Source organism: Mesorhizobium sp. P2_F8, assembly GCF_056403655.1.
The window spans coordinates 1-24,080 of the sequence record NZ_JBFUFB010000007.1 but is presented as its reverse complement, the minus strand read 5'-3'; the positions used below and the strand labels follow the sequence as shown (position 1 = coordinate 24,080).

At 57.7% G+C, this 24,080-nt stretch carries 38 protein-coding genes; 24 read left to right on the top strand and 14 right to left on the bottom strand.

Annotated features, from left to right (window positions below):
• Positions 1–1,214 precede the first annotated feature (1,214 nt).
• The 3 genes from AC1DZP_RS18090 (at position 1,215) to AC1DZP_RS18080 (ending at position 2,359) form a co-directional block, all read left to right on the top strand.
• A complete protein-coding gene (locus AC1DZP_RS18090; protein ID WP_477304250.1) occupies positions 1,215–1,565 on the top strand; it encodes a hypothetical protein in 351 nt (116 codons plus the stop codon).
• 360 nt (positions 1,566–1,925) lie between these two features.
• Positions 1,926–2,147, top strand: a complete 222-nt coding sequence (locus tag AC1DZP_RS18085; protein ID WP_477304248.1) for a hypothetical protein — start codon at positions 1,926–1,928, stop codon at positions 2,145–2,147.
• A gap of 59 nt (positions 2,148–2,206) precedes the next feature.
• Entirely contained in the window at positions 2,207–2,359 is a 153-nt protein-coding gene (locus AC1DZP_RS18080; RefSeq protein WP_477304246.1) for a hypothetical protein, read from the top strand.
• 582 nt (positions 2,360–2,941) lie between these two features.
• On the opposite strand, the gene AC1DZP_RS18075 is transcribed toward AC1DZP_RS18080, so the two are convergent.
• Both AC1DZP_RS18075 and AC1DZP_RS18070 read right to left on the bottom strand, forming a co-directional pair.
• A complete protein-coding gene (locus tag AC1DZP_RS18075) occupies positions 2,942–3,202 on the bottom strand; it encodes a hypothetical protein (protein WP_143748798.1) in 261 nt (86 codons plus the stop codon).
• A 95-nt stretch (positions 3,203–3,297) separates the two neighbouring features.
• The gene (locus tag AC1DZP_RS18070; RefSeq protein WP_477304244.1) at positions 3,298–4,860 is read right to left on the bottom strand and encodes a class I adenylate-forming enzyme family protein; all 1,563 of its coding nucleotides are present in this window, start codon (positions 4,858–4,860) and stop codon (positions 3,298–3,300) included.
• Between the two features lie 529 nt (positions 4,861–5,389).
• On the opposite strand from AC1DZP_RS18070, the gene AC1DZP_RS18065 reads away from it, so the two are divergent.
• Entirely contained in the window at positions 5,390–5,605 is a 216-nt protein-coding gene (locus tag AC1DZP_RS18065) for a hypothetical protein (protein WP_477304242.1), read from the top strand.
• Positions 5,606–6,026: 421 nt separating this feature from the next.
• Here AC1DZP_RS18065 and AC1DZP_RS18060 read toward each other — a convergent pair whose 3' ends face one another.
• The 4 genes from AC1DZP_RS18060 to AC1DZP_RS18045 all read right to left on the bottom strand — a co-directional run bounded on the left by AC1DZP_RS18060 (position 6,027) and on the right by AC1DZP_RS18045 (position 11,140).
• Positions 6,027–6,239 carry a Flp family type IVb pilin gene (locus tag AC1DZP_RS18060; RefSeq protein WP_477304240.1) on the bottom strand — a complete coding sequence of 71 codons (213 nt, stop codon included), beginning with the start codon at positions 6,237–6,239 and terminating at the stop codon, positions 6,027–6,029.
• Between the two features lie 460 nt (positions 6,240–6,699).
• On the bottom strand, positions 6,700–8,208 hold the full coding sequence (locus AC1DZP_RS18055; protein ID WP_477304238.1) for a TadE/TadG family type IV pilus assembly protein: 1,509 nt from the start codon (positions 8,206–8,208) through the stop codon (positions 6,700–6,702).
• Between the two features lie 1,051 nt (positions 8,209–9,259).
• Positions 9,260–9,796, bottom strand: a complete 537-nt coding sequence (locus AC1DZP_RS18050) for a DnaJ domain-containing protein (RefSeq protein WP_477304236.1) — start codon at positions 9,794–9,796, stop codon at positions 9,260–9,262.
• Positions 9,797–10,045: 249 nt separating this feature from the next.
• Positions 10,046–11,140: a hypothetical protein gene (locus AC1DZP_RS18045; RefSeq protein ID WP_477304234.1), complete on the bottom strand. Its 1,095-nt coding sequence runs from the start codon at positions 11,138–11,140 to the stop codon at positions 10,046–10,048.
• A 624-nt stretch (positions 11,141–11,764) separates the two neighbouring features.
• On the opposite strand from AC1DZP_RS18045, the gene AC1DZP_RS18040 reads away from it, so the two are divergent.
• Positions 11,765–11,995 (top strand): hypothetical protein, encoded by a 231-nt coding sequence (locus tag AC1DZP_RS18040; RefSeq protein WP_095087610.1) that lies wholly within the window; start codon positions 11,765–11,767, stop codon positions 11,993–11,995.
• A 127-nt stretch (positions 11,996–12,122) separates the two neighbouring features.
• Positions 12,123–12,344, top strand: a complete 222-nt coding sequence (locus AC1DZP_RS18035) for a hypothetical protein (protein ID WP_477227433.1) — start codon at positions 12,123–12,125, stop codon at positions 12,342–12,344.
• A 158-nt stretch (positions 12,345–12,502) separates the two neighbouring features.
• On the opposite strand, the gene AC1DZP_RS18030 is transcribed toward AC1DZP_RS18035, so the two are convergent.
• Positions 12,503–13,036, bottom strand: coding sequence for a DUF2867 domain-containing protein (locus AC1DZP_RS18030; protein WP_457155318.1), 534 nt, complete (start codon positions 13,034–13,036; stop codon positions 12,503–12,505).
• Between AC1DZP_RS18030 and AC1DZP_RS18025 the strand changes: the two genes are divergently transcribed.
• A complete protein-coding gene (locus AC1DZP_RS18025) occupies positions 13,029–13,580 on the top strand; it encodes a hypothetical protein (RefSeq protein ID WP_477227432.1) in 552 nt (183 codons plus the stop codon). The genes AC1DZP_RS18030 and AC1DZP_RS18025 overlap by 8 nt on opposite strands.
• Before the next feature lie 321 nt (positions 13,581–13,901).
• Positions 13,902–14,066: a hypothetical protein gene (locus AC1DZP_RS18020; protein WP_477227431.1), complete on the top strand. Its 165-nt coding sequence runs from the start codon at positions 13,902–13,904 to the stop codon at positions 14,064–14,066.
• Positions 14,067–14,192: 126 nt separating this feature from the next.
• On the opposite strand, the gene AC1DZP_RS18015 is transcribed toward AC1DZP_RS18020, so the two are convergent.
• Positions 14,193–14,486: a hypothetical protein gene (locus AC1DZP_RS18015; RefSeq protein WP_457154481.1), complete on the bottom strand. Its 294-nt coding sequence runs from the start codon at positions 14,484–14,486 to the stop codon at positions 14,193–14,195.
• A gap of 9 nt (positions 14,487–14,495) precedes the next feature.
• Here AC1DZP_RS18015 and AC1DZP_RS18010 point away from each other — a divergent pair, with 9 nt between their 5' ends.
• Both AC1DZP_RS18010 and AC1DZP_RS18005 read left to right on the top strand, forming a co-directional pair.
• Positions 14,496–14,723 carry a hypothetical protein gene (locus tag AC1DZP_RS18010; protein ID WP_477227430.1) on the top strand — a complete coding sequence of 76 codons (228 nt, stop codon included), beginning with the start codon at positions 14,496–14,498 and terminating at the stop codon, positions 14,721–14,723.
• Between the two features lie 151 nt (positions 14,724–14,874).
• Positions 14,875–15,150 (top strand): hypothetical protein, encoded by a 276-nt coding sequence (locus AC1DZP_RS18005; protein WP_457154479.1) that lies wholly within the window; start codon positions 14,875–14,877, stop codon positions 15,148–15,150.
• A 343-nt stretch (positions 15,151–15,493) separates the two neighbouring features.
• On the opposite strand, the gene AC1DZP_RS18000 is transcribed toward AC1DZP_RS18005, so the two are convergent.
• Complete coding sequence (locus tag AC1DZP_RS18000; RefSeq protein ID WP_477227429.1) at positions 15,494–15,787, bottom strand: hypothetical protein; 294 nt, start codon at positions 15,785–15,787, stop codon at positions 15,494–15,496.
• A gap of 62 nt (positions 15,788–15,849) precedes the next feature.
• The gene (locus AC1DZP_RS17995; protein ID WP_477304232.1) at positions 15,850–15,999 is read right to left on the bottom strand and encodes a hypothetical protein; all 150 of its coding nucleotides are present in this window, start codon (positions 15,997–15,999) and stop codon (positions 15,850–15,852) included.
• A 311-nt stretch (positions 16,000–16,310) separates the two neighbouring features.
• Between AC1DZP_RS17995 and AC1DZP_RS17990 the strand changes: the two genes are divergently transcribed.
• The 5 genes from AC1DZP_RS17990 (at position 16,311) to AC1DZP_RS17970 (ending at position 19,508) form a co-directional block, all read left to right on the top strand.
• Entirely contained in the window at positions 16,311–17,636 is a 1,326-nt protein-coding gene (locus tag AC1DZP_RS17990) for a tyrosine-type recombinase/integrase (RefSeq protein WP_477304230.1), read from the top strand.
• Positions 17,633–18,343 (top strand): hypothetical protein, encoded by a 711-nt coding sequence (locus tag AC1DZP_RS17985; RefSeq protein WP_477304228.1) that lies wholly within the window; start codon positions 17,633–17,635, stop codon positions 18,341–18,343. The genes AC1DZP_RS17990 and AC1DZP_RS17985 overlap by 4 nt, the downstream gene beginning before the upstream one ends.
• Positions 18,344–18,472: 129 nt before the next feature.
• The gene (locus AC1DZP_RS17980) at positions 18,473–18,670 is read left to right on the top strand and encodes a helix-turn-helix transcriptional regulator (protein WP_477304226.1); all 198 of its coding nucleotides are present in this window, start codon (positions 18,473–18,475) and stop codon (positions 18,668–18,670) included.
• Entirely contained in the window at positions 18,667–18,867 is a 201-nt protein-coding gene (locus tag AC1DZP_RS17975; protein WP_477304224.1) for a hypothetical protein, read from the top strand. Before AC1DZP_RS17980 ends, AC1DZP_RS17975 begins: the two co-directional genes overlap by 4 nt.
• A complete protein-coding gene (locus AC1DZP_RS17970) occupies positions 18,864–19,508 on the top strand; it encodes a hypothetical protein (protein WP_477304222.1) in 645 nt (214 codons plus the stop codon). The genes AC1DZP_RS17975 and AC1DZP_RS17970 overlap by 4 nt, the downstream gene beginning before the upstream one ends.
• 247 nt (positions 19,509–19,755) lie before the next feature.
• Here AC1DZP_RS17970 and AC1DZP_RS17965 read toward each other — a convergent pair whose 3' ends face one another.
• The 3 genes from AC1DZP_RS17965 to AC1DZP_RS17955 form a co-directional block, all read right to left on the bottom strand.
• Positions 19,756–19,953 (bottom strand): hypothetical protein, encoded by a 198-nt coding sequence (locus AC1DZP_RS17965; RefSeq protein WP_477304220.1) that lies wholly within the window; start codon positions 19,951–19,953, stop codon positions 19,756–19,758.
• Between the two features lie 66 nt (positions 19,954–20,019).
• A complete protein-coding gene (locus AC1DZP_RS17960) occupies positions 20,020–20,286 on the bottom strand; it encodes a hypothetical protein (protein WP_477228289.1) in 267 nt (88 codons plus the stop codon).
• Positions 20,287–20,352: 66 nt separating this feature from the next.
• Positions 20,353–20,691, bottom strand: coding sequence for a hypothetical protein (locus AC1DZP_RS17955; RefSeq protein WP_477304218.1), 339 nt, complete (start codon positions 20,689–20,691; stop codon positions 20,353–20,355).
• Positions 20,692–20,774: 83 nt separating this feature from the next.
• On the opposite strand from AC1DZP_RS17955, the gene AC1DZP_RS17950 reads away from it, so the two are divergent.
• A complete protein-coding gene (locus tag AC1DZP_RS17950; protein ID WP_477304216.1) occupies positions 20,775–21,050 on the top strand; it encodes a hypothetical protein in 276 nt (91 codons plus the stop codon).
• Between the two features lie 123 nt (positions 21,051–21,173).
• On the opposite strand, the gene AC1DZP_RS17945 is transcribed toward AC1DZP_RS17950, so the two are convergent.
• The gene (locus tag AC1DZP_RS17945) at positions 21,174–21,344 is read right to left on the bottom strand and encodes a hypothetical protein (RefSeq protein ID WP_477304214.1); all 171 of its coding nucleotides are present in this window, start codon (positions 21,342–21,344) and stop codon (positions 21,174–21,176) included.
• A gap of 3 nt (positions 21,345–21,347) precedes the next feature.
• On the opposite strand from AC1DZP_RS17945, the gene AC1DZP_RS17940 reads away from it, so the two are divergent.
• The 8 genes from AC1DZP_RS17940 to AC1DZP_RS17905 form a co-directional block, all read left to right on the top strand.
• The gene (locus tag AC1DZP_RS17940) at positions 21,348–21,689 is read left to right on the top strand and encodes a hypothetical protein (protein WP_477304212.1); all 342 of its coding nucleotides are present in this window, start codon (positions 21,348–21,350) and stop codon (positions 21,687–21,689) included.
• Entirely contained in the window at positions 21,686–21,889 is a 204-nt protein-coding gene (locus AC1DZP_RS17935) for a hypothetical protein (RefSeq protein WP_477304210.1), read from the top strand. The genes AC1DZP_RS17940 and AC1DZP_RS17935 overlap by 4 nt, the downstream gene beginning before the upstream one ends.
• A 64-nt stretch (positions 21,890–21,953) precedes the next feature.
• Positions 21,954–22,637 carry a hypothetical protein gene (locus tag AC1DZP_RS17930; protein ID WP_477304208.1) on the top strand — a complete coding sequence of 228 codons (684 nt, stop codon included), beginning with the start codon at positions 21,954–21,956 and terminating at the stop codon, positions 22,635–22,637.
• Complete coding sequence (locus AC1DZP_RS17925) at positions 22,634–22,897, top strand: hypothetical protein (RefSeq protein ID WP_477304206.1); 264 nt, start codon at positions 22,634–22,636, stop codon at positions 22,895–22,897. The genes AC1DZP_RS17930 and AC1DZP_RS17925 overlap by 4 nt, the downstream gene beginning before the upstream one ends.
• Positions 22,898–23,089: 192 nt before the next feature.
• Complete coding sequence (locus tag AC1DZP_RS17920; RefSeq protein ID WP_477228282.1) at positions 23,090–23,287, top strand: hypothetical protein; 198 nt, start codon at positions 23,090–23,092, stop codon at positions 23,285–23,287.
• Positions 23,284–23,691, top strand: coding sequence for a hypothetical protein (locus tag AC1DZP_RS17915; RefSeq protein ID WP_477304204.1), 408 nt, complete (start codon positions 23,284–23,286; stop codon positions 23,689–23,691). The genes AC1DZP_RS17920 and AC1DZP_RS17915 overlap by 4 nt, the downstream gene beginning before the upstream one ends.
• Positions 23,691–23,864 (top strand): hypothetical protein, encoded by a 174-nt coding sequence (locus AC1DZP_RS17910; protein WP_477304202.1) that lies wholly within the window; start codon positions 23,691–23,693, stop codon positions 23,862–23,864. The genes AC1DZP_RS17915 and AC1DZP_RS17910 overlap by 1 nt, the downstream gene beginning before the upstream one ends.
• On the top strand, positions 23,861–24,080 hold a 220-nt coding region (locus AC1DZP_RS17905), incomplete at its 3' end, for a hypothetical protein (RefSeq protein WP_477304200.1). The genes AC1DZP_RS17910 and AC1DZP_RS17905, both read left to right, overlap by 4 nt.

The following is a 24,080-nucleotide window of genomic DNA, read 5'->3' as shown; positions in this document are numbered from 1 at the left end:
CGGCAAGCCAAGGACTTCAGTCTCAATTGCGTGATTGCTAATGTAATATAGACTTATCACCAGCGGGGGCTTTCTCGCGATGGCCGGTGCTCGCTTACAACCCCTCGTCGTCTGCACCGGCCATTCCTTCGCGAGGCGACTAGCGGCCCAGCGGCCAAGGGCGGGGGGCTGGGGTTTGACCACCGGGCCTAACCGGCGCGGGGTTGGGGCTCGCCGGCTGGCGAATTATACGCCGTTCCCGCTTGGTCGACCATGTCTCACAGTGACTTCTTGTGTGTCGGAGAGCTCCGCCTTACGTGGCGGGCTTTTCCCTGGTTCACTCTGAGCCGGTGCTAAGTACGGTATACGACGACGTTGTCACCGCCCCGGAACCGTTACCACGCGTGACGCGCACTGTGGCAGGTCGGCTCTTTCCAGGGGCAGGGGTTGCGGTCGAAGCGACTATCCCGATCACGTCTGTGGCGCTGGCGTAGAATAGCTCGCCATTCGGCGAGACGCCCCATCTCGCGATATCATTCTCATCTCTGATCACCTGGCAACGTCCGACCGTTTTTTGACCAGTTTGCGGAACTCTCGATATCTGATCAGCCAGCGCTTCTTCGCATTGGGATGTGGTCGAAAAGATCATGGGCCTTGCGGCCGGCGCTCGGCATAGCATCAAGTCGGGACTGCACGACAACAGCACCATAATGGCAGACGTTACCGTATCCATCGCCCTTCGCCTCCGCCACGCAATATAGCCTCAATGCTGAGACTGCGGAATGGTTCAAACGATCAAGCCCGCTGCCTTACGGTGGCGGGCCAGGACCATACTTCACGAGCAGCTTTCAGAGACTGAAATCGAGCGCTTTCCGGTGGAGGCGAAACGGCTGCACCAGAGCATCGTCCAGCCGCTTCTATCGCCTGGCAGCGACCATTGCCGGGCGCTCCAGCGCACCACGAAGCGCTATTGAAGACGGTCGAGGACATCACCGGCAAGGATGCGCCCTTCATTCAATGGTTTGGGACCGGACCGGTCTCCTACGCAGGGGTTAGGACTTCAGTCTCAGTTGAGCTATCGCTAATATGCCTATAGCTTAGGCAGTGCGGGGACAACCCGAAAACCTAATCCCGCAATGGCCGGTGCGGCTCGCTTACAACCCCAAGCACCCCGCCGGCCATTTCTTTTGCGTCTGGATGGCGCGGACTGCCAAAGCTGGATCGCGCGGGGACATATGCGCAGGTCAGTCAAGATTCTCGTGCCGGTCCTGGCCGTCGTTTCGACTGAGGCCATGGCTCACGAATGGTATACGGGGAAGAAGGATCCCGTCACTGGCTTCGACTGCTGCGCAGGGTCAGACTGCGCACCGATCCCGCAATCTGAAGTCAGAGAAATGCCGGGCGGCTATATCTATCTTCCCACTGGCGAGTTCATCCCGCTTCGTCGCGTGCAACATAGCCATGATTGGCAATATCACCGCTGCATCTATCACTCGGAATTTCTCAACCTGGATCAGGGACGTTTCAGGAAGGGCGACACGCGCTGTTTCTTTGCGCCGCATACCGAGATCGGCGCTGCGTATTAAAGCGGCCGGCATCCGGCAGCAGCTTCAGTGTGTTTTCGGTCGGTTGCTCATGTAATCCACGGCCACGACCGCGACGAACGCCAAAACGACGATGGCTGTTCCACCTACCCAAATAACAGACATTTCGACTCCCCACGCGCGACTATCCTACGGCCGAGAAGCCATGGTCGCAACGGTCGGTCTTTAGGGCCAGTAAACGAGGGACTTCAGTCTTAATTGCGAGACTTCTAAAACAATATAGATTTATCAGCGCGGGGGCCTTTCCCGCTATCGCGATGGCCGGTGCGGCTTCGCTTCCCCAAGCATCCCCTGCGCCGGCCATTCCTTCGCGAGGCACCAGCGGCCCAGCGGGAGGGTGTCATGCGAGATTTGCCCATCGACGTCGATGCAGATGCCGTGATTGCAGTCGGCCGGTATCTTGATGATCACGCCAAGACCACCGCAGTTTCGATATCTGAAGCGCTCCGTGTAATCAGGCGTGGAGTCAACAAATCGCGCGTCGGCGATATGTGGCTGGAGGAACTGATTGTCGAAAGTGCCGCAGCCAGAAAGCTTGCCATCTTGTTGGACAACCACAACTAAGGCGCGATCCGGCTTGCTTCGTACACAGTGATAGGCCTGTAACAACCTATGTGGTCAGCGTGTTCGAGAAGCCGCACTGGCGCACGGTGCTAACCACCAAGGACAAAGACAAGGCCTTGGCCCTGGCGAAGGAGATCGGCGACAAGGTACGGATCGAGGAGATCACGCCGAAGGGCGCTGACCGCGACAAAATTACCCGTGCAAACGATTAGATTATGAAGCGCGAAGATCCGCAATGCGTGATCGGGAACTACGCCTGACTAGATGCGTTGCATGGAAAATGCCTGCTCTTCCTGCAGGCGAGAGCGGGAGATTTGTATGGATCGGCGATCCTTCTTGACAGCAATGTTTGGCATTGCAGGGGCAGCGGCATTTGCAAGCGCAGTTCGGCCTATCGACGCAGTGGCCGGCGTTCCAGGCGCCAGAAGCGGCATTCTCGATGAACTCGAGGCGCCAGAGGCCGAGACCTTCGACAACGACGGTGCGCCGGCAGAAGTGGATCGGGTCCACTACCGCTACTACCCCCGCAGAGGTTGGAGAAGGGTCTGCCGTAGCTATTGGCGACATGGTCGTTGGCGCGTTCGATGCTACCGCAGGAGTGCTTGGGGTTATTATCCCCGTGGATACTAGCGAGTGAGCTCCGCCCGAATTAGTCCCGGATTGAAAAACCTGCCACGGGAGCGACCTGTGGTGGGGCTTTCGGAGTGGCTACAGAAGCGCTGAGCGGATTTTCACCAGGGCGGCGCCAGCGAGCATCGAGGCGGTGATCGCGGCGATGTAGATCGGAACCACGCCTACATCTTGGTCTTCAGGCTGGGCGCGCTCGGCTTCATGTTGTCCCGCATCATGTCCACGAAGGCGCAAGCTCCCTTGGTGAACTGCGAATCCACGCCCACGCCGAGATTCATATCTTCCTTTGTCATCGCGAACACCGCATCGAGTAGTTGATCGTTCAAGACACCACGGTGCGTTAAGATAAGAAAAAGCGATCGGATAAGAGCTGTGTTAGCAATTAATATTTCTGGCGTTGTGTACTCGCGAGATTTTGAGATCATTTTGCCCCTCCACTTTCCCCAAGGCCAACATCGCGCCAGTCGAGCGCAAACGCAAGCAGGCTCCCCGAAGGGAGTAGCGAGCTCCCCTCTGGTGCCTACCCTGTTGATGCTTCCGATTTCAGAAGGCGCTCCGCCAACTTCTTCAACACCACCCGATCAACCTTATCCGTGGCGCTGAGGGGCATCTCATCCAGCAAAAAAACGCTCTCCGGTGCCTTATAGCCAACGCTGGCGCGAGCGAAATGGATAAGCTCCTGCGGGGCTGGCTGCGCGGCGCCTGGCTTGAAAGTTACGAACGCGTGGACATTTTCGCCATGGACGGTGTCAGGGACCCCGACAACTCCGGCGATTGCCACTGCGGGATGCCGCATAAGGGCTTCCTCGACGTCCTGCGGGCTGATGTTCGAGCCATCGTGTACGATGATCTGTTTTCGCCGCCCGCAGAACCAAAGGTATCCGTCCTCGTCTATCTTCATCACATCGCCGGTGTCCAGCCAGCCATCCCTGATGGTGGCACGCGTTGCATCTGCATCACCCCAATAGCCGAACATGTTGCAAGGCGAATTGATCCAAAGGCGCCCCTGAGCGCCGGGAGGCAGTTCATTGCCGTTATCGTCGCGGATGGATATCTGGTAGCCGACAATCTGACGCCCGATCGAACCCGCTTTGTTGAGCCCGTCAGGAGGGTTGATCGTGGCAACTCCAATTTCAGACATGCCGTACAGCTCATTGACGGACAAGCCGCTGAGCGCAGTAACTTCGAGCGCCAGCTCGAGCGGCACTTTATCGCCGCCGGCACAGAGCAGTCTGAATGACGAAAAGTCTTCGCGCCTGGCATTCTTCGCCCGAACCAACCCGAAGAGGACCGAGGGCAAAGCGATGAGTATGGTTGGGCGATGCTCGCGCAGCATCGACRGGAGCCCGGGTCCATCGAAGCTTGGCGGGACGACGACACGAGCGCCGGCTGCGAGTCCCATGAGAGCGTCCAGGAGCGCTCCGATGTGCGACATGGATCCGCTCAGCAGAACGATGTCGTCTGCCGCGGTTTGGCAGCCCTGTGCGAAGCTGGCAATCATACTGCCCAAACTTTCGAAACTATGGGCTACGCCCTTTGCCGGGCCGGTACTGCCCGAAGTGAAAAAGATAACCGCAGGATCAGAAGGCCCAGGCATAGGCGAATTTTCGGGCGCGATCGGGCTCTCCAAGAGCGTCGCGAAGTTTGAATGGCGATCGTGCTCGGTGCCGTAGTTGATGACCCCAAGTGGCAAGTCACGCGCGACACTGGAAGCGATGTCTTCCTGACGGTCAACATGGGCCAATAGCGCCCGAGCGCCGCTCGTCTTGAGTCCATGATCGATCTCGGGAGGCGTGTATCTGTAGTTCAAGGGTACTGCCACGATCCCCGATTTGAAGCAGCCCAGGTAGTGAATCATCAGCGCAGCGCTATTGGGCATGAGCGACGCAATTCTATCGCCCGGCTTCAGCCCATAGGCCAGCAAGCCAGCGGAATAGCGTTTGCTGGCGTGCTCGAGTTCTTGCCAGCTCAAGCTGCCCTCGGGGCTAACAAGTGCCAGATCATCTGGCTTGCGTCTTAGCCCAACGTCGAGCAGACGTGGTACCCAGATTGGCTCGTCGTGCTTGGCTCGTGACTGAGGCACTTCGTTCCCGCCGCTGGATTGACGACCGTCGATGGTCCCGACTTGCTGAATTTGGATCGTGCAGGGCGTAAGTCGTAGCCATGTTAGCAGTCGCTCATTTTAGATTGAAGGCCTGGTTCACTCGACCTAACCGGAAAACGGATGTGGCCCCCCGGGCGGCCATCAGCAGGCAAGCGGCCATGCCGATCATGTCGCGCTGCCAATAGCGCCAGGCGGCGCTAGCGAGCATCGAGGCGGTGATGGCGGCGATGTAGAGGGGAAACGCTCAACCGGGTCGGACTAGGGCAAAGAAGCAACGGCGGCCCACGCCTGAACCACAGTTGCCGTGACGCCGATGCTAGCAATAAAAAGACCGGCAATTGCCAGACCGCGCTCAAAACCAGCGAACCGCGGTCGTTCCATCTCGGTATGTCGAACCCGTACGGCCAGGTTGCCGCATTGCCGTTCAGCTTCGACAACAAGAGTATCGGCGTCGATCACTTCCTGAAGAACGTGGCAACCTCTCGCTTGAGGGACTTGGGGGAACCGAGTGGCCGTCGGAAGTCATAGAAAAACCACCAGCGCAACGTCTGCCGTTGAGATCGACAGCAGCCCCGGTGCCCCTTGGAATGGCTACTACAAGAGCGGCGTCAGCGAAGCAGCGATAGTGAACGTCTCCAGCTATTCGTCAGGCGGCGGCAACGTCAGTTATGGCCTCGCGAAGATCGACACGGCCGTCACGCCGCGGCAAAAAAGCATAGGCTGAAGGTTACGGCTGACTTGAGAACTGCTACGCCCTACGCCATGTCCGATAATCCGCAGGCTTCGGTAAGTTCGGCTGTGAAGTGGTGGCGTCCTCGATGACGATAGATTCCGCTTTTGGCTGGAGCCACAATCGTACCTCGACCATGGTGGTAGTAGCGATTGCACCGGCCACAGCCGCCAGAAGAAACAGTCCCCAAAAACGGTCCTGCAGACTTCTTCGCGGGGCGGTCAGAATATGCTCAAGGTCGTCTAGCAGATTGTCCATGCGCCCAATTTACATCGAAAACCTTTAGACACTGCTAATGAACAGCGTTCTCATCGAACGCCAAGGCCAACCTATCTGGCTATCTGGCGATTCGCTCGCACCGACCCAAGTTGGAGTGCGCCGCTCGGGTTCAATCGGACGGCGGCGCGCGTAGTCACTACGGCGTGCAATCGCCGCCAGTACCGCCACCAGCAGTGACGCCCTTGGTGTTGAGGTTGGCGCAGAGACCGGTGAACTGATCACCAACCCACCCGCCGATGGCAAGGATCGCGAGCAGCGACACTGCAGAGATGATACCGACGAGAATAGAATATTCGACCATCGCGGCGCCGGACTCTTCATCGCGGAACTGCTGAATGAACTTACGCATGTTCCTTCCCCCTTGTTGACTTTCAACCCCGGAGCCGACCTATGCTCAAAGCCCCGTCGAGGGTTATTTAGCTACCGCTGAAGAAGTGCTGGAGTCAAAGGGATTTTAACGCACCATTAACTGGAATGACCTCCGAAAGCGCTTGGATGATCGAGCTAACCAGATGATTTTGCGTGGAATTTTGGCGACTTAACTATAGAAATAGCCCTTTGGTGGAAGATATATCCCGTTATTTGCACAACTTGCGACGACTGTGTTTTTGACGACGTTCAAAAGCGCTGCCTGGTAAGCCACAGCAAGGCGCCAGGTTAGAGCTGGGCTTTAAGGAAGGAACGAAGCGGTAGACCCGACACTCAGCCGGCCAGTGGGTGCCCTATAGCAATGCCGATACCGATGGCGAGGCCACCAGCGAGCTTTGCGGCAAAGTCTAGGGCGAAGGCGCGGATGGAGCCCGTCCCGCCTATCTGTAGAGCTGCGCCTCGTTTCGGAATGCTTTGTCTACAAGGGTGTTATTGGCAAACCCTCCATCGACGTCGACAATCTCTAGGCTGATTGGCTTCTCGCCGGCCGAAGAATCTTCATCGTCCTTGCTGTTATCCTGCTTCTGGATGGGGCTGTTTATGAAGACGCTGGTATAGCCATCAGGCTTGAGCTGGGTATGGCCATTGATCTTGGCCTGGTTGGCGATGCAGTTGACGATCGCCATGTTGAGCAACCGGCGATCGGGATCCAGGGTTGGCGTCGCTCCTTTGAAGCAGGCTGGAACGCCGGTCTCCTTTGTCGGCGCCTTGGACTTGTCCCCGACAAGCCCGTTCGCGATCTCGTATTTATAGACGTCATATCTGGAAGCCGGTACAGCGGCGCCGGTCGGGTTGGTGGTGCTCGGGACGTTGGGGTATGCCGTACCGTGATTGATCAGCCAATAATTGCTGCGATCCCAGGTCGAATTCGTCATCCCTGTGGCGGAATCGAAGCTATTGCCTGGCGGTAGCGCCATTGCCGTCCCGTCTGTGTTTGCCTTGTATTTGTTGCAGTTGGCGGTCTTGTCCACTCCCTTGCGCACATTGGTCGCCGGCCGATATCGCCAGTCCTTGTCATTCTTCTTCAGCGAGGAACTGTAGATGTCGAAGCGGACGTTGAGCCCAGCGTTGACCTGGCCCAAAGTGACGCCGGTTTTCGTGGTGAGCTTATCGCGTTGATAGCAAGTGCCTGCGGTGCCCATTGCGAGGGCATCTCGCAGCGAGGTCAAGTTGTTGTCGATTAGTCCGAAGTTGCCGGGACCAGGGTTCGAGTCAACCTTGAGGATGCGGTATTCGCGGCTATAGGTGAGGCCGGCGGCGAACGCTTGCTGGATGGTTTTGCTGGTCGCGGGCGTCGTCGTTTCGAACGGGTTGCACATGAAAATCGGCACGGTTTCGCAGATAGACTGGACGAACCCGGCCACGGCCTGGGGCTGAATATCGATCTTGTCGGCGCTGCCGATGAAGCTTGCAGGGAAGATCGTCTCGAAGGCACCGGCACCATCCGCCAGACCAGAGGCATTCACCGTCACTTCGGCGAATTGTACCGCCTTAGGGTCAGTGCTTGCCCAGTTGACGCCGTTGCCGTCGACGCCATCGGCGGTCAACGGGATGTCATCGCTGGCAGGTATTCCGGTCAGGTAAGTGATTTTCACGTCTGCAAGAGTGAGCGTGTGATTGTCTGCCGTAGAAAACTTGGTGTTGTTGGTGAGGAGAGTTGCGGCCGCCAGATTGCCTCTGGTGATCGAATCCGCCCGGCCGTCAAGTTCCGCCGCAATGGCAATGGCCATCGCGTCGATGCCCTTCTGCAGATCGTTTTGGAGCCCGTTGACACGAGCCACATCGATCGCCAATACGGAAAAACCGATCAGAACCGGAAACATAATGGCGACGAAGATCATCGCGATACCGCGTTGATCATTCCAGAATTCGCGCAAAAAATGAAACATCGCAGCGCCCCCAACCCTGCCGCAAATATTTCCCCGTGGAAAGACAATAGACCTCATTTTTCTCCGCGGTCAAGTGGCCGTTATTCATCTCGGTTGCCGTATATTTTCGGCATACCCCGCTATATAAATCTTCTCTCCGCATTTTTCTGATACCTATGTTCATTCCATGCATGGGAGATGTTGATCGATCCTCGTATAGTTTTGGCGGAATTCGATAGGGGGACATCTTTATGCAGATCGAACACGCCTAAAAACTGATCCTGCGGAGTATGTATATATCTTGATTGACTGAAGTAACCGAACTGCCGATGGGTGTTGGTAGAACTTAAGCAGTTGACCCAGACCTTTGCGTCTGTCATGCAAGACTTTAGTCCTGCCCTCTGCCAGCCTCTTCATCTGCTCAAATGCAGGGGGCGAGCCGCGACCGGGCATCCCAAGGGGCCTGCAGAGGGAGCGGAACCGCGACTGGAAGCCGATATCCGGGACGACTAGAGCCCAATTGATCCGCCTGACTGGCGCGGTCGGCGGCTCGTCAAGCGTTAGCTAATATAGATGAGCCCGCTTCATCCGATCGAGGGATGGCGCGACTTACCCGCTGCTCCGAGGAGGTCTCGGTCGGGCTATTCAGGGTATATTACTTCGCCTACCAGCGCGGCTATGAATGCCAAGAGAAGATATGCGTGGCGAGTTCATCGTCACGGCCGACACGATGGTGGCGATGGCGAACGCGACAGGAGCACGGGAAGCCTCGCGTCGGCTACTTGGGGAATAGCGCTCGCCGATGAATTGATCAAAATCTCTGCCGAGAACATTGGCCCGCTGCCTCTGGTGGCGGTCTATTTCTTTTGGCCGATATATCCCCCAGAACGTCAGGGGAGTAATTTCGCACCTGTCGCTGCTTGTTGACGCGAGGCATATCTACAGGCAAGAGGCAGAGCGGGTTTGGTTGCGGTGGCATGCGGCCACAGGTGGGCGCCAGGACGCGCGGTGTGGTTCGGGGGTCTAGGACGGCGGCCGGCGGGAAACGCAACTGGCGAGGCTGTGCAGGGCTTCAGCCTGCGAAGTCCAGGAGTATGGTGGCGGGCTCACGACGAAGTTCGGTATGGGTGCGGTCGATGCCTTCCACGGTGATCGCAAACGTCCCGTTTTCGATCCTTCCTATCCAGCCTTTGGCTTTTAGATACCAAAGATGAAACTCCAGATGTTCACGCGGGCAGTCTGCCAGGCGCTCGATTTCTGTATCGCCAACACCAGCATTGTTCACGTCTTGTCGGCGTTTGACATAGAGGAGCGAGAGCACTTTGGCCTGAATGACGGCATCCCGTTCTATGCCTTTGGCGTTGCTGGCTTCCTCGCTCAACCCGCGGCGAATGTTCAAATGCTCTTTATACTCGATGTCGTACTGCGCGCGCTTGAGCGGATCCTTGAGCGTATTGTGGGCATCTATGATTTCACTAAAGCGGGATTCGTCCCCGGTATCCCGGTTGTCGGGATGGTAGCGCATGGCAAAATAACGAAATATCCGTTCTATCGTTTCCGAGTTGGCGTTCGGACTGATTTCCAGAAGTTCATAGTAATCAACGAACAAAGTGATCCTCCCTCGACATCGAGGCAGAGTGTTACGACGCCTCTTCGTCGCCGGCGAGGACCATGCAATAGTGGTGCCAGACGCATTGACCCATTGCGGGACATCATCTGCGCGCGTCGCTTAAGCCGGTGGCACGCTAACCGCCAGTCTGCGCTCCCAGTGTGCGCGACTGCGAGCTTGTCGAGAGCCGTGGTCGGGCTGGACGCGCAGCGCTTAGGGTCGCGATCGGCACGCTGGTGAGGTTCGGGGTCAGTGCCGACTTGAAGGGGGTTGCCTACGAAAGCTGACCAAGGCACGCATGAAGCCTACCACTTTATCCACCAATGGCGGATGAGCTATTCTATCTGCTTTTTCTCGGGCAAGTCGCTCCTGTTCCAAGGCATTTCGTCGAGCCTCTAGCCCATCATCATACAGATTCTGGGCGTAGCGCTTCCTTGAATGCTCTGACGCCGAAAGCGAATTGGCGTCCAGCCATGCTTTGAATAGGTCGGGTCTGATGCGAACGTTGTAGCGGGCAAACCCAGGCTGCTTCGCTATATGCGATACTTCTAAATTTGCGCGCCACTCTTCCCAAGTCGCAGGCATATCGTCGGCGCCAGGAAGCTCCCGGATAAGAGGATAGTCTTTGGGCATATAAACCGGAACTGCCTCTCCCGCGGTAGCCAAAACGCGCCTCGGATCGAGCTCTTCGCGATTTCTGGCACGAAAATCCGCCAGTGCTGTTTCTGTTTCCTCTTTCGACCTGCCGGCAATGATTTGAAAGGGCGGTTCGGGCGCCGTTAGGATAGCGCCGTTGTCAGATATCATTAGAAAGAGCTCGGACTGATCTTCTAGTCGAAACAGAAAGCAATAACCTTCAGGCTCCTTGAGCCCCATACTCGGGTGGGTGAACCTTGCGTGAAAATTAATCGGTTTCGGCTTCGATATTTCTCGAAGCATCTCGGCTCCAACGGTCCCGGCGTACTCTGCGTACCCGATATGCTCCATACTCCGCTCCCACTCGATTGGAATGCATGCACTAGCAGTCTTCAGGAAAGCAAATCTACCTTTTGGTGTGGATATGTCGATGTCTTCGAATGGCGCAAGAACCATACCCTCAGACATCTTGACTGCTCGCAACCGACCAATCGCGGTTTCAAGGCAATAGCTCTTCACCTTATTGCCTCGCATGTTGAGCAAAGCTTCAGCTTCCCTAATTTCTGTGATTAATGGTCGTTCCGGCAGTGCATTGCAGAAGCTCTGTAAGAATGGTGTCGGATCGTTAGGATCGCTGATCTTAAAGATCGTGGAAAGCAGCCATTCGTCGTCCCTTTTAATGGCTTCCTTTTTGTTGAATGCGCGCAAGATCCCCTCCCTTTTCACCAAGGGTCAGCATCGCGCAGCGCGCAGTCGACTGCAAGGCGAGCCTGCCAGCTATCGGGATCAGGAATAGCCTCCGTTGCGGAGGCTCGTTGGCTGATCGTCGTGCAAAGGCTGCAGGCCCAGACCGCCGGCCGGTGTTTTTCACTGTGGTTCCTGACTACGAAGGAATCAATGCGAAGCGCAACCGCGACTGGAAATCTACGTTCGATCGACGCTAGACGGCTGGGCTGGGACTTCAGTCTTAGTCCAGCCAATAGGCTTAATTGCTCGGTTGCTATTGTGCCCATAGTTTAGGCAGCGTGGGGGACGTCCAAACCAAAAACCCGCATTGGCCGGTGTGGTCCGCCACCCCAAAGAGCCCAACCGCACCGGCCATTTCCCTAACAAGACGCGGCCGGGCGCCGACACCCTCAGACGCCTATGGTTTGATCGCGGAACCTCCGGGCTTACGCGCTCGTTTGCCCTATGCTGGCTTGATCCCCAGCACTCCATAAGACCCTGGCCCGCTGCCGAAAGGTGGCGGGCTCTTTTGCCTGCAAGTTTGGTGGCAGCGTCCCAACCGCCCTGCTATGTTCCCGCCTGGTGGGTTAGTTGGGGGTTCCGATCATGGACACGGAAGAGATGCAGGCGATAGGCGACACCCTCATGCGGATCGTCACGCCAGAAATGACACCGAAGCAATTGGTCAAAGCGGCTCGGAAAGAGCACCCAAAAGCCTCGAAGAAGGATATCGCCAGGGCCGCATTCTTCTCGATCATTGCCCATGCAGACGAGGACCACGGCAAGGCAAAGAACCTACAGGCGTTCGCCATTGCCGAGCGTATTAACGGCAGCTAGAGAGCTAAAAAGAAAGCCCGGTTTGAAGCCGGGCCTTGGGAGGATCGATTGGGAACCCCGAAGGGGGGAGGGATCGATCGAACCCCCTTCAGCGCTTACTAATCTGCATCGCTATTGTGACGCCCGCGTGAAGCAAACCAAGCGCCGTGCTAGACGCCACCGACAGGTAGGCTATATTTTAGCGATGCCTGATAAGCCCGTAACAACCTACGTTGTGAGCGTCTTCGAGAAACCGCATTGGCGCACGGTGCTGACAACCAAGGACAAAGCCAAACCTTTGGCCATGGCGAAGGAGATCGGCGACAAGGTCAGGATCGAAGAGATAACGCCGAAGGTGAAACAGCGGTAGGCTTTGTTGAGTGAAGATGGTGAGAAGTCTAGCCCTTACCACCACCGTCATTGCAACTATAGCTGCCGCTATCGTGCTGACATTTATGGCAGCTAAGAGATTTGAGCTACGGCGCCCAAATCCGATCGAGGCTCATATCGAGAGGAACATCTGAGGCGCTACGCCAGGGGCGCGGACTTCCTCAGTGCGCAGCGTGCCAGGTTGGCCCTGACCACGAGGTGATGAAAAGGCCTGATCGCGTTGAGATAGGTGAAGCCCAAGGCATTGTGGGTATGCACAACGGTTGTTGCGATGAGCAACGTGCCTATTGGAGAATGGCGTCGGAGCAGAGATAGCCGGAAGTCCAGGTGTCGGTCATCCGTTCCGAGCACAATTTCGTCCTTGCCCTCCCAGTGCACCGGGAAGAAGTCCACCCGTTGATGGCTGTCCCGGGACGTCCTGACCGTACCGGAGGTTTTGATGCCAAAGGGCGTAACCATGGCGTCGCGCAGCGCGATCAATGCCTTTTGCCACGCCGGTGGATTGACGAGTGTCCGCGTCGCCAGCTCGCGCATGCTCGACTGTTCCGATGCACTCATGTCAATGCTGTAGCTATCGAGTAAGCTGGCGTTCTCGTACCAGCCCGCAACGACACTTTCCGACGGCGGCGTCGTCCGGCGTACCTGCGGTTGGCGGTCTAAACCCATGCTCATGATCGTGTCACCTATTCAAGGGGCCATCAACTACGGGGGTGAAGACGAGGCTTATTCAAACTCAAACCACGAAGAGGCGCTAGGGTCTACGGCGCTTAGAAATGGCCTGCAACAGATCTTTTCGACCATCGATGACATAGAACGCATGCGTCCTTTGGCGAGGCCAAAGGCAGAGGGCTTTTCATATCGGTTGGTCAAGTCTACACCATCGGTCGGGCGAAAACGCTGGTGGGGCGCCATGAAGCCGATCGCGATTGCAATTCCGTTACTCTTCCTCGTGGTGCAGGCTCAAGCGCAAGAGCGCAGGGATATCGCCGGCCTGAGTTGCGCCGAAGTTCAGGCACTACTGAAGCAGGACGGCACCACCGTCATTCGCTACCGCTCCATATTCAACCTCAGCCTGACGCGCTACGACCTCTATGTCAGCGGGCAGAAGCAATGCGGTCCTGGCGAGGTGGCTACTGGCGCAGGCGTGCCGACGACCGACACAGATTATTGCCCGGTCCATAAATGCATTGCGAGCAATCTCTTCGTGGCAAGGTAGCCGGCCAGGTCGAGAAGCTGAAATATCGACCGGCTCGTGATCGCCGGCCGGTATTTTTCACTGTGATTCCTGATTACGAAGGGATCAATGCGAAGCGCAACCGCGACTGGAAATCTACGTTCGATCGACGCTAGACGGCTGGGCTGGGACTTCAGTCTTAGTCCAGCCAATAGGCTTAATTGCTCAGTTGCTATTGTGCCCATAGTTTGGGCAGCGCGGGGGACGTCCAAACCAAAAAAGCCCGCAGTGGCCGGTGTGGTTTGATGCCCCCAAGAAGCCCCAACTGCACCGGCCATTACTCTAAGGATGGTGCCGTTTAAGATGACAGATAAGCCGGTGACGACCTACATCGTCAGCGTGTTCGAGAAACCGCACTGGTGCACTGTTCTAACGACCAAGGACAAGGAAAAGGCGTTCGCGCTAGCCAAGGAGATCGGGGACAAGGTTAGGGTTGAGGAGATCACGCCCAAGCCGAAAAAGCGCTAGAGCCTTCAGTGTGGTTTCGGTCGGTTGCTCATGTAATCCATGGCCACGACCGCGATGAACGCCAAAACGACGATGGCTGTTCCACCTGCCCAAATAACAGACATTTTGCCTCTCCCCAGGGCGATCCTACGCCCAGTGAGGTAGCGCCGCAATCACGACAGGCAATGGTGGTAAAATGCGAGAAGCGCGGGAACAAAATTTCGCATCTCTCGTTGAAAATGCCGGCCGGATGCCTGTCCAAAGTCCATGTCCGGCTTGTGTCAAAGGCCCGTTGCCGTGCCCTGGCAGCGGGCCGCTGGCACTGGCAAGGTTGTCAAAAATCGCGTCCATCCGAAGATTCTTGATCGGACCGGTTTCGTAGTGAATCCCCTGTTTGTTCACGGCACAAGCCATGACGATTGCGAGGCCGAGAATGAGCATGGAGGCGACGTGCTGGACGAACCGCACGACGGCTGGGACGATGACGAGTATGAACCTGGCTGGACGGAACATGTCGACCAGCGCAAGGCAGTCATCGTCGATCAGAACACCTGGAACCACCCCGAAAGCGAGCCGCTGCTCGGCTGGTGCGAGAATCACGGCAAAGGCGTCATGCTTTGCGAACCGGCAGACGATCGCGAAGGCGACGATGAGCGGGAGCAGCCCGACTTCTACTGAAACCGAAACCAAGTTTCGAATTGGCCCGCTGCTTCGGTGGCGGGCTCTTTTTACTGGCACTGTTCGCCGTCGTTGCCGACAAAAGGTGATTTGACGTTACGTTAACTGGGCGCAATCATATCGGATTGTACAAGGGTTGAAGGGCGTTTCAATGAAACTCATTGTCTTTGGCGTAGCAATGGTATTGGCCGCCACCGGAGCAGCTGTTGCGAAAGAGAAGAAAAAAGTGGCCACAGCTCATCAGGCTGCAACCTCGTGTTCTACACCTCATATGAAGGCTGGCAGCAAGCCGACCCCGAAACTGGATTGTAAATCGACAGGCACCGTGGTTGCGCGACAGCCAAATGGGGCAAACTTCCTGGATCATTATAATCCGCGCTTAGGGTATGATGACACCAGTCCGTGGTTTCAAACTGGCTATAATTGACTGCGGCTTCGGCTTCCGGGCCTTTCTTTATCCAGCGACGCGGCCAGCCCGCTGCCCTAAGGTGGCGGGCTTTTTATTATTGGCTCCGCCGACTTACTGCGAGTGTTTTGGGTGGTCCCCACATACCGCCTGTAAAACTGTTAGAACCGGCGATCTGCAAGACGTTCACCTCTCTTTGATATTTTTTTCCGAACCAACCTTCATATTCGATCTGAATCGGAAACTCGGCCTGCGCGATCCAAAAGCTTTGACGCAGATCTCTATGGGTTAGACCAAAAGAAAAGGACGTCCGAGCACCGTTGTCGAGGAGACGGATCACCCTGGAAGGCTCGAAACAAGCCAACTAAAGGCCCTTGTTCTCGTCGTTGGCTCCGGCACCAAGCGCCGCCTCAAGCGCTTTCTGATCGCTAATGAATAGCTTGATATTCTTTGCCGGGATCGATCCGGAGTTAAGGATTACCAGGTCGTACGCGATAGCCTCGTTGCCGCCGTGGTGCGTCTCAACCATCGCCGTGATGATTGGGCGAAACTGACGTCGCCAGAAATGCAGCGACAGTCCAAGGGCCATCACCGTCGCGAATACGCCGGCGACGTTGAGCCAGTCCACGCTGACCAACCAGTAGATGAGAGATTTCACTGCCCCACCCCCTTTTGTCGCGCGGGCCTGCCGATAGTTGCAGGAAAGGTTTGGCACCGCAATCAGCCGGCGAGGGCGCGGCCGACTGCTATCCCGACGCCGATCGTCACGTTTCCTGCCAAGCGAAACGCCCAGGCCATCGCAGTTGGGCGCCAATTCCATGTCGGCTGGGCTCGCAGCAGGCCAATCAGTTCATCAAAAACATAGTCCATGGACGTTCTCTCCTTCAGCGCCTAGCGAAGTCGAGTTGCGTACCTATACCGTACCTATCGCCAAAAATGGCGATTTTGCAGATTCGGTAAGTGCTTGGAAAAGTTGGCTCCCCGGGCCGGATTCGAACCAGCGACCAACCGGTTAACAGCCGCTCTACTGATAGCCAACCAGCGCCAATTACCGGTTGATCAGGATCTGAAAATCCCTTTGTTTTCAACAATGATGCGATGCCCCTTGCACATTAGCGCACACTAGGGCAACATAGGCAGCAGTTAAGACGTGTTGCCCCAACGTTGCCCGGAGAGCCCTAATGCCCCGCGAGAACCTGACCGACAACCGCCTGAAGGCTTTGAAGCCCGCCAAGCATGGCGAGCGGTATGTGATCATGGATGCCCAAGTCCCTAGCATGGGCGTTCGCGTCACCGACAAGGCACCGCTCAACGGTTCGAAGCTGAAGGCCGGGCAAGTCAGCTTTATCTACGTCGCACGCTTTGGCGGGGCCAAGCAGCCGGCACGTAGGGCGCTCGGGGAATACGACCTCATGTCGCTCGACGGAGCCCGCACTAAGGCGAGGGAATGGGCGGCGCTCATTTCGCGGGGCATTGATCCGAAGGAGCAGGAGGCCGAAGCCAAAGAGAAGGCAGAGTCCGAAAAGCGTGAGCGGGTGAGGGGTGCCGCAGATCGTCGTCGCAAGCAGTTCGAGCGCGTTCTTGTCCGCTACATTGCCGCTCGGCGCCGGGACGGAATTCGCAAGGTTGAGGAAGACCGCAACGACTTCAAGCGCGAATGCCTGCCAGCGTGGCGAGGGAAGGCCGTGGGAGACATTCAGAGCGCTGATGTGATGGCGGTGCTTGAGAAGATCAGCAAGCGCGGTGCGACCCGGCAGGCCCTCAACATGGCTCAGAAGATCGGGACGTTCTTCAACTGGTGTGTGGATGACGATCTGATTGCCGCCTCGCCCTTTCGTGCAAAAAAGGTGCGCACCACGATTGGCGAGAAGACATCCAGGGACCGCGTTCTCTCCGATGCCGAGATAGGAGCCCTGTGGACCGCCACGGCTGCTGGCGACGTCTACAGCGCCGTCTATCGTCTGTTGCTGCTGACTGGGCAGCGCCTGAATGATATTGCGCAAGCCTCATGGTCCGAAATCGATCTCGACCGCAAAACCTTGACCGTGCCGGCGGCGCGCTTCAAATCCGGCCGCGATCATGTCGTGCCTCTCACCGAGGACGCAATCGAGATCATCGGTAAGTTGCCGAAGTTCAAGAAATGCAACTGGCTCTTCTCGCTCGACGGCGAGGGGGCGGTGACGATCGGCCATAAGGTCAAGCTGCGGATCGATGCCGCCATGCTCGCGGCTCTGAAGGAGAGCGACCCTGAGGGAAAACTGCCGGCATGGGTCAACCACGACATCCGCCGAACGGTTCGAACCCGGTTGTCCGAGCTCGACGTCATGGACGAGGTGGCCGAGGCAGTCATTGGGCATGTGCCTACAGCGCTTGTCAGGACGTACAACCAATCTGACCGGCTCAAAGTCAAGCGGGATGCCCTGACGCGCTGGGAGGGCGCCCTTGTGACGCTTACGGGCCGCGAGAAGGCCAGCAATGTCATCCAGATCAAGGCGGCCGGACAATGACTCTCGACTTTAACTATCAATACGATTTCTCAGAGCAGGCCGAACGGGAGATCCTGTCGATGCTGGAAGCTCAAGGGTTTTCGTTGCCCCATGAAAATTGGTTGAGAGACAAGCTGCACGATATCGCAAACAGCTTTCACTGGTCGGCTGAGAGGCGAAAGAAGGACAGGCATCAAGCCAATGTCGATGGGTGGAAAAGGCTCCAGGTAGCGGTGTTGTCCACCATCCAGTATTTGGATAGCCAACAGCTTGAGCTATCTAGCTCTACGACGTTTGGCGAGGGCGCGCGTCTGCCAGATAGTTGGGACGACGAACCCCAGATCCCCATGTCCGACGAGGAATTAGAGGCGTGCCTCGTTCCTGCTGAATTCACTGCCGGTGACGTCGGCACCGCAAAACGGGTGCTCCAACGTCTGCTTGCGAGCGCGACCGATATGGCCGATGGGATGGAAAAATGGTTGGAAGGCCGCCCTGTGAAAAATGAACAACCGGAAATCGATGGGCTCGTAAGAGGCCTGACGCGCCTTTGGTGCATGGCGTTCAAGATACCCGTAGCGCACGTCCGAATTTCTGCCAGTGCCGGCAGCCCGGCAATGAATTTCATCGAAAGGGCGATAATTTTGTTCATGGAGAAAGCGCTATCGAGAGCTTCCATAGAAGCCCGCGTCATTGCCTACAGAGACGAGGCGAAGGCGAGACTGTCCTGATTTGACAGCGCCGAACGCGTGCAAAGCAATGTCCAGCTTTGTTCCCGACAAATTCCCTCAAAGCGGTGTATTTTCCAAGGCGGAAATGCATATGATCGGAAGCCTTCGTTAGCAACGTAAGGCACTCAAATGCAAACTCTGATCGCTTTCAGCGAACTCCCCTCCAAGGGGATCGTCTACTCCCGAAACTACATCGACCGGATGATCAAGGAAGAGCGGTTTCCAAAGCCGGTCTATTTGTCGCCGCGCCGTCGCGCATTTGTCGAATCGGAACTTGATGCGTGGATCAAGACGCGCGTCGACAAGCGGGACGACGTGGCTCAATGACCGCCGCCGACCTCACGGCGCCCGAGCATGAGCATTCGGCCGCGATCGACCAGGCTGCTGAATGGCTTGCCACAACGCCACCACGGCAGCGGCCCGCACCGCTCGTGCCAGCGATGCGGGAAATGTTCAACCTGACCCCCGTCGAGGCGTACGCGGCGATCCGGCAAAGTCACCTGATCAAAGCGAGGGCCGGATGAGCCGATATCGCAAGATCGACGTGCGCATCTGGAACGACGCCAAATTCCAGTCCCTCGACGACAAAGGCAAACTGGCGTTTTTCATGCTGCTCACTCACCCAGGAATGACGCCGCTCGGCGCCATGCGCGCCACGCCGTCAGGCCTCGCTGAGGAGCTCGGCTGGTCGGTGGAAGACTTCCGGGAAGCCTTCGCGAAGATATGCGGGAAGGGTATGGCGAAGCATGACGAAAGGGTTCACCTCGTCGCCCTTCCCAACTTCATCAAATACAACCCGCCGGTCTCGCCCAATGTCGTCCGAGCATGGGAATCGTGCTTGGACATGCTCCCTGAATGCGACCTAAAAAGCGAGGTAATTCAAACGGCTAAAGCCTTTGCGGAAGGCATGTCTAAAGGCTTCGGTAAAGCCTTGCCGGAAGCCTTTCGGAAAGGTGCCCCGAAGACTTTGCCTATACAGGAGCAGGAGCAGGAGCAGGAACAGGAACAGGATAATTCCGCTCTGGAAAGGGAAGAAAGCTTGGCGCCTGCGCGCGCGCGAGCGACACCTCCCAATATCATGACCATGCCCATGGCGGAGGCCAAAGCGTTCCTTGAGAAAGAGGGAAAGCTCGGCACCACCTACGCGGAGGCCAAGGGGATATGACCAACGTCATCCCGTTCCCCGCGCCGAGCCGATCGACAAGCCGCTTCAGGGTGCGCGCCGTGAGGTCGACCCGAGTGCGGGACATGTTCGAACTGCAGAGTTTCGAGGGCGGCGCCTGGCGGGCGAAGTCCCTGTTCGCGTCGAAGGCTGAGGCTGACAGTGCGGTCGCGGATTTGATCATAAGCAGGTTCATCGCGGACGGTGGGGACGCTGCATGACGCCGGCCTATCGCAGCGCCGCTTGGAACTCAGTCGAGATCCATCGTCTGACCTACTTCGACCGAGGACTTATAACCGTCGATCCATTCGATGTGGTCATCCGTCCCGAACGGATAGGGGTTGTCGTCCCTTTCCATCCCCATGCGAGCGGCGACGACGCCTCTTTCAAAGGCTCTCGAAGCAGGCGGATTGGCGAAATCGATCAGTTCAGTCTGGTTCGGGATCACGAAACAACCTCGCTGTGCTGGTTTGAGCTGCGTGACATGGTCGGAAGGTCGAGACGAATGACCGTCCTACATGTTGCTACACCGCGGCTCTGGCGGTCGCGGCGTATGCGGACGGATTTTGCGTGTCGGCCAGTTGTTGACGATCGGCTGGCGATCAAGCTTGTCCGTAGTCGCGCTTGCTTCCGCGAACGTGGCCAGCGCGTTCTCGACCTTCTCGGCCGCAGCGTCGGTGCTCTCGAACGTGCGCAACAAATTCTGCCGCAGCAAGTCGAGTCTTGCGGCGCGGTAAACCGGGGCACTTCTGGCAGTTTCGGGGTTCATGTTCGGGGTCATAGCGCAAACTCCCTCAGCCAATCGGCCCGGCTCTCGCGATCGAGCAGCCGGGCCATAGGGCTAAGATCAGTAGTCGTTGTTGTTGTCGTCCTGCTGGATGATGACGTGGCGATGCCGATGCATCGGACGGTCGATCGAGCCCGTGATGATGACTGCATCGCGGCCGCCGTGATGCCGGCGCTGCCAGGCACGATGGCCCCAGGCACGCTGGCCATTGTCGTAAAAGGCCTGCTCGCCATGGTGGCGGTGATGGAGACGCTGTCCGTCCCGATACATACCGTCGCCATAGTCGTTCCAATGATGGCGGTGATGTCGGTGGGTCTGGATGACGATGGCATCATCTGCCGAAGCTACGGCAGGCGCGGCCAAGCAAAGCGCCAACGCACTCAGAATCATGAGTTTCATTTCGAATACTCCATGTGTTGCCCTCACGGGGTAAACATGGCGCGACCGCTTTGGTTCCGCCTGCCACGGCGTGGCGGTGACGCATGAGCACGCCCGACCGTCTGTGCGAGCATTGCAGCCGAAGCCTTGAGGGTAAGCGGACCGACGCTCGCTTCTGCAGCGCATACTGCCGGGTGAATTCCCACAGGGCTGAGGTCGGACGCGTCGAAGCAATCCGAACCGACGTCGTGATCGATCGGCCGATGCGCGATGCCTTAGTCGAGACCAACCACCTTAACCCGCAGGACGAACACGACCCGGCAAAGGTACGCGCGGCCTTTGCGCTCATGTGCCGGCAGTTCGCTGACAAGTTCGCCTAAGCGTAACAGCGCCCGCCGGTTACGCCTGGCGCACCTGAGCTAGATTCGGGGCGCACAGGAAATTTCCTCTCACCGGAGCGCTGCATGCTCGCCCGTCTCAAATCTGCCAAACAACCCGACGCGTCACACTTCAGGCGAGCGCTGAAGCTTCCGCGCCCGAGTGCTGAATACCTCGCCGCCGAACAGGTTTCCCGCAGGGCGTCGTCCGATCTGCGTCGCCTGACTGAACGTCGTGAAACGCTGAAGATCGAAGCCGGCGTCGAGAATATTGGCCGCGAAAAGCTTCCGGATCACACCTTGCGCGCCATGCTCGATGATCTGGAAGCCAAGATCACCGCAGCCCAGGTTCACGACCGCGAAGCACGCGCCGAATTCGACATGCAGAAGACCGCGTTTCGAGAGCACGTTCGAATGAGCCTAGCCGCCGACATCGAGAGCCTTGGCGCACTCATCAATCGCCACATCGATCAGGTTTTTGAATTGCTCGACATCGCCGGCGCCCTCAGCGCCGAAGCCCGCGAACAACGCGTCGAGATGCCCGGGCTGATCAGCGACGCAGCGGCCGCTAAGCGGCTGATCGAATCGGTCGCCGTCACCACCATCGCCAAAATGACCGCCGGCAAAGGAGCCAGAGCATGATCGGACACAAGCCAAAGCAGGTTCGCGTTGTGCGGCTCGACGGTCAGCAGGCACGAAAGCCGGTCATCGACTGGGGAGAGAAATACGCAGCCCGCCAAAAGATTCGCAATTTCGATCGCGCCGGCTTCAACGAGCACAACAGCCCCATGGTAGCCAAGATGAAGCGGGCCTATTTCCGCACCTATGGCGAGAAGATCTGACGCCATGGCAACCCGCAAGCCTGTCATCGGTGATCCGCGCCAGGCGGCGCTGCATAAGATCGACATGGAGATCGACCGTCTTGAGAAGGCGATCGGCGAGAAGGCCGCAGCGGTCAAGGCTGACCAAGCACTGCATGCGTTCGACCAAAGCCAGGAGAAGCAAGATCGGCTCAACCAGCAGATCCGGGTGCTGCGCGGTCACTTCGACCAGATGCAGCAAAAGCGTTTCGAGGTCGAGCTCGGCGAGCTTGCCCCCAAGACACCTGTCGTCGCGGCATCGCCAACGCACTCCAAAAAGAAGTGGGACATCAAGAACGTTCCCGCGCCCACATACCCGATCGGGGCGCGCCAACGGGGCGACAAGGCAGCGTTGGACGCCGCCTTCATGGCATTTCTGGAGTACCACATCGATCAAGCAAAGATCGCGATGCAAAGGCGTGACGTCGATCCTGCCGGCAGGACTTCGATCGATCTCCTGATGGATGTAGCCGGGGAACATCTCGGGATGCATGTCTGGATCAGTGAGCGCGTGAAGGAGCTAGAGGCGCGCGTCGCCGAACTCGAGAACAAGCCATCAGTCGAATATCGAGGCGTTTGGAGGTCCAACGAGGAATACCGGCGCGGAAATTTGGTCACTCATGACGGCTCGATGTGGCACGCGGAGATCGTTTCCAACGGCCTGATACCTGGCGACGGAACAGCAGGATGGAAGCTCTGTGTGAAGAAGGGCAAGGACGGAAGACCATGACCGAAGCAGCCAGCGACAACAACAGACCAAGCATCAATCCGAACATCATCGAGAGCTTCCACCTCACCGGCAAGGGTCCGCACTGGAACTTCAGCAACGATGTGCTGCGGGCGACCATGCGCGAAAGCATGCTGCTCTTCCACAAATCTGAAGATCGCCTTCCCGATGATCGAGAGACGCTGTTGCTCTGGGCTGCGGTGCAGCGCTGGCACGGTGTCCCCGAGCAGAGCCTCATGCCTGAGGAGATGCGTCGGCAATGACCATCACATCAAGACCCCTCCGGGGGGAGGTCGAGACGACAGCCCCGAACGGACCCCGGAACCGCTCCGGGGTCACGGAGACTCCACGTGCGCGCGCCGGTGAATGTCTAGAAAATCAGGAAGGGTGAATTTTCAATGGCAAAACGGGGCCGACCAACACGAGCGAATGCATCGGCAAGGGCGCTTAAGGGCGTGGACATCGATGCTGTCGACCCGTTGATCGTGCTTAAGCAGATCGCAAGCGACACGTCAGCACCGGCGTCGGCACGTTTGGCGGCCGCAAAGGCCTTGCTGGCACAGGGCGGCCGCAAGAAAGACGGCGGCGACGGGTCCGAAAATGATCGGATCTCCGAGCGCGCGTTGACACTTTTGAGGGGCGGCAAGCGATGAGAACGGGCGGCGAGAACGCCAAGATTCCGATCGTTGCCGAGCACAAGGGTGTCGGCCTGCACGATTGCCAGGACGAGACGAGGCTCGCCCTGGTGCGACGAGAGATCGACAGCGTGTTCGACCTTCACGACATCACCTTGCTGGTCGAGATTTGCGCCGATCCTACATGGTCACCAGAAAGCCGGTTGCTTGCCGCGGCAAAACTGAAGGCACGGCATCAGCTTGCTGCTGAGGACAGGAGGTCGAGGCCTCTGTTCGACATGGCCTACATCGATGCCTGCGTCGGCTCACTCGACTCACAGTATTGGCGCTCACCAACGCATTTCGGCTCGCTCCTGGAGCCCGGCCGCGGGCCTCACGAACAGGGTCCGGTGCCCCGCGACATGCCGCTGGAGGCAACCTGATGCCCGTTCCAGAGATCGGCTTTTTCCCGAGGATCGAAAGCGTCACCATCGGCGCCGACCGCTTCGATCTCACATCATGGGACGGCGTGCGCGCCTGGCTGCAGGTCGATGCGCCGCAAGAGTTTCATCTGAACAAACAGGACGAAGAAGAATGCGATTTAGAGGTGGAATGATGCTGATGCCAATGTTCTCCCCAACTCACAATTCCGCAACATGGCAGACGAACGCCCAGGCAAACCCAACCGGCAACAACGCCAGTTGGAACGGGTACACGCTTCGCATGAGGGTGAACGCCGCCGCGCTTTCCAACGGCGGCGGCTCGAAGGTTCGCGTGACCTGGAAGGCAGGCAGCTCGGCCGGTTTCACCTTCGACGCCTGCTATATCGGTG

Excerpts from the sequence above, each read along its gene's own strand:
- AC1DZP_RS18090 (WP_477304250.1), top strand. The coding sequence starts at position 1,215 with ATGCGCAGGTCAGTCAAGATTCTCGTGCCGGTCCTGGCCGTCGTTTCG.
- AC1DZP_RS18085 (WP_477304248.1), top strand. The coding sequence starts at position 1,926 with ATGCGAGATTTGCCCATCGACGTCGATGCAGATGCCGTGATTGCAGTC.
- AC1DZP_RS18075 (WP_143748798.1), bottom strand. The coding sequence starts at position 3,202 with ATGATCTCAAAATCTCGCGAGTACACAACGCCAGAAATATTAATTGCT.
- AC1DZP_RS18060 (WP_477304240.1), bottom strand. The coding sequence starts at position 6,239 with ATGCGTAAGTTCATTCAGCAGTTCCGCGATGAAGAGTCCGGCGCCGCG.
- AC1DZP_RS18055 (WP_477304238.1), bottom strand. The coding sequence starts at position 8,208 with ATGTTTCATTTTTTGCGCGAATTCTGGAATGATCAACGCGGTATCGCG.
- AC1DZP_RS18040 (WP_095087610.1), top strand. The coding sequence starts at position 11,765 with ATGGACACGGAAGAGATGCAGGCGATAGGCGACACCCTCATGCGGATC.
- AC1DZP_RS18025 (WP_477227432.1), top strand. The coding sequence starts at position 13,029 with ATGCTCATGATCGTGTCACCTATTCAAGGGGCCATCAACTACGGGGGT.
- AC1DZP_RS18030 (WP_457155318.1), bottom strand. The coding sequence starts at position 13,036 with ATGAGCATGGGTTTAGACCGCCAACCGCAGGTACGCCGGACGACGCCG.
- AC1DZP_RS18020 (WP_477227431.1), top strand. The coding sequence starts at position 13,902 with ATGACAGATAAGCCGGTGACGACCTACATCGTCAGCGTGTTCGAGAAA.
- AC1DZP_RS18015 (WP_457154481.1), bottom strand. The coding sequence starts at position 14,486 with ATGCTCATTCTCGGCCTCGCAATCGTCATGGCTTGTGCCGTGAACAAA.
- AC1DZP_RS18005 (WP_457154479.1), top strand. The coding sequence starts at position 14,875 with ATGAAACTCATTGTCTTTGGCGTAGCAATGGTATTGGCCGCCACCGGA.
- AC1DZP_RS17995 (WP_477304232.1), bottom strand. The coding sequence starts at position 15,999 with ATGGACTATGTTTTTGATGAACTGATTGGCCTGCTGCGAGCCCAGCCG.
- AC1DZP_RS17990 (WP_477304230.1), top strand. The coding sequence starts at position 16,311 with ATGCCCCGCGAGAACCTGACCGACAACCGCCTGAAGGCTTTGAAGCCC.
- AC1DZP_RS17985 (WP_477304228.1), top strand. The coding sequence starts at position 17,633 with ATGACTCTCGACTTTAACTATCAATACGATTTCTCAGAGCAGGCCGAA.
- AC1DZP_RS17980 (WP_477304226.1), top strand. The coding sequence starts at position 18,473 with ATGCAAACTCTGATCGCTTTCAGCGAACTCCCCTCCAAGGGGATCGTC.
- AC1DZP_RS17975 (WP_477304224.1), top strand. The coding sequence starts at position 18,667 with ATGACCGCCGCCGACCTCACGGCGCCCGAGCATGAGCATTCGGCCGCG.
- AC1DZP_RS17970 (WP_477304222.1), top strand. The coding sequence starts at position 18,864 with ATGAGCCGATATCGCAAGATCGACGTGCGCATCTGGAACGACGCCAAA.
- AC1DZP_RS17960 (WP_477228289.1), bottom strand. The coding sequence starts at position 20,286 with ATGACCCCGAACATGAACCCCGAAACTGCCAGAAGTGCCCCGGTTTAC.
- AC1DZP_RS17955 (WP_477304218.1), bottom strand. The coding sequence starts at position 20,691 with ATGAAACTCATGATTCTGAGTGCGTTGGCGCTTTGCTTGGCCGCGCCT.
- AC1DZP_RS17950 (WP_477304216.1), top strand. The coding sequence starts at position 20,775 with ATGAGCACGCCCGACCGTCTGTGCGAGCATTGCAGCCGAAGCCTTGAG.
- AC1DZP_RS17935 (WP_477304210.1), top strand. The coding sequence starts at position 21,686 with ATGATCGGACACAAGCCAAAGCAGGTTCGCGTTGTGCGGCTCGACGGT.
- AC1DZP_RS17930 (WP_477304208.1), top strand. The coding sequence starts at position 21,954 with ATGGAGATCGACCGTCTTGAGAAGGCGATCGGCGAGAAGGCCGCAGCG.
- AC1DZP_RS17925 (WP_477304206.1), top strand. The coding sequence starts at position 22,634 with ATGACCGAAGCAGCCAGCGACAACAACAGACCAAGCATCAATCCGAAC.
- AC1DZP_RS17915 (WP_477304204.1), top strand. The coding sequence starts at position 23,284 with ATGAGAACGGGCGGCGAGAACGCCAAGATTCCGATCGTTGCCGAGCAC.
- AC1DZP_RS17910 (WP_477304202.1), top strand. The coding sequence starts at position 23,691 with ATGCCCGTTCCAGAGATCGGCTTTTTCCCGAGGATCGAAAGCGTCACC.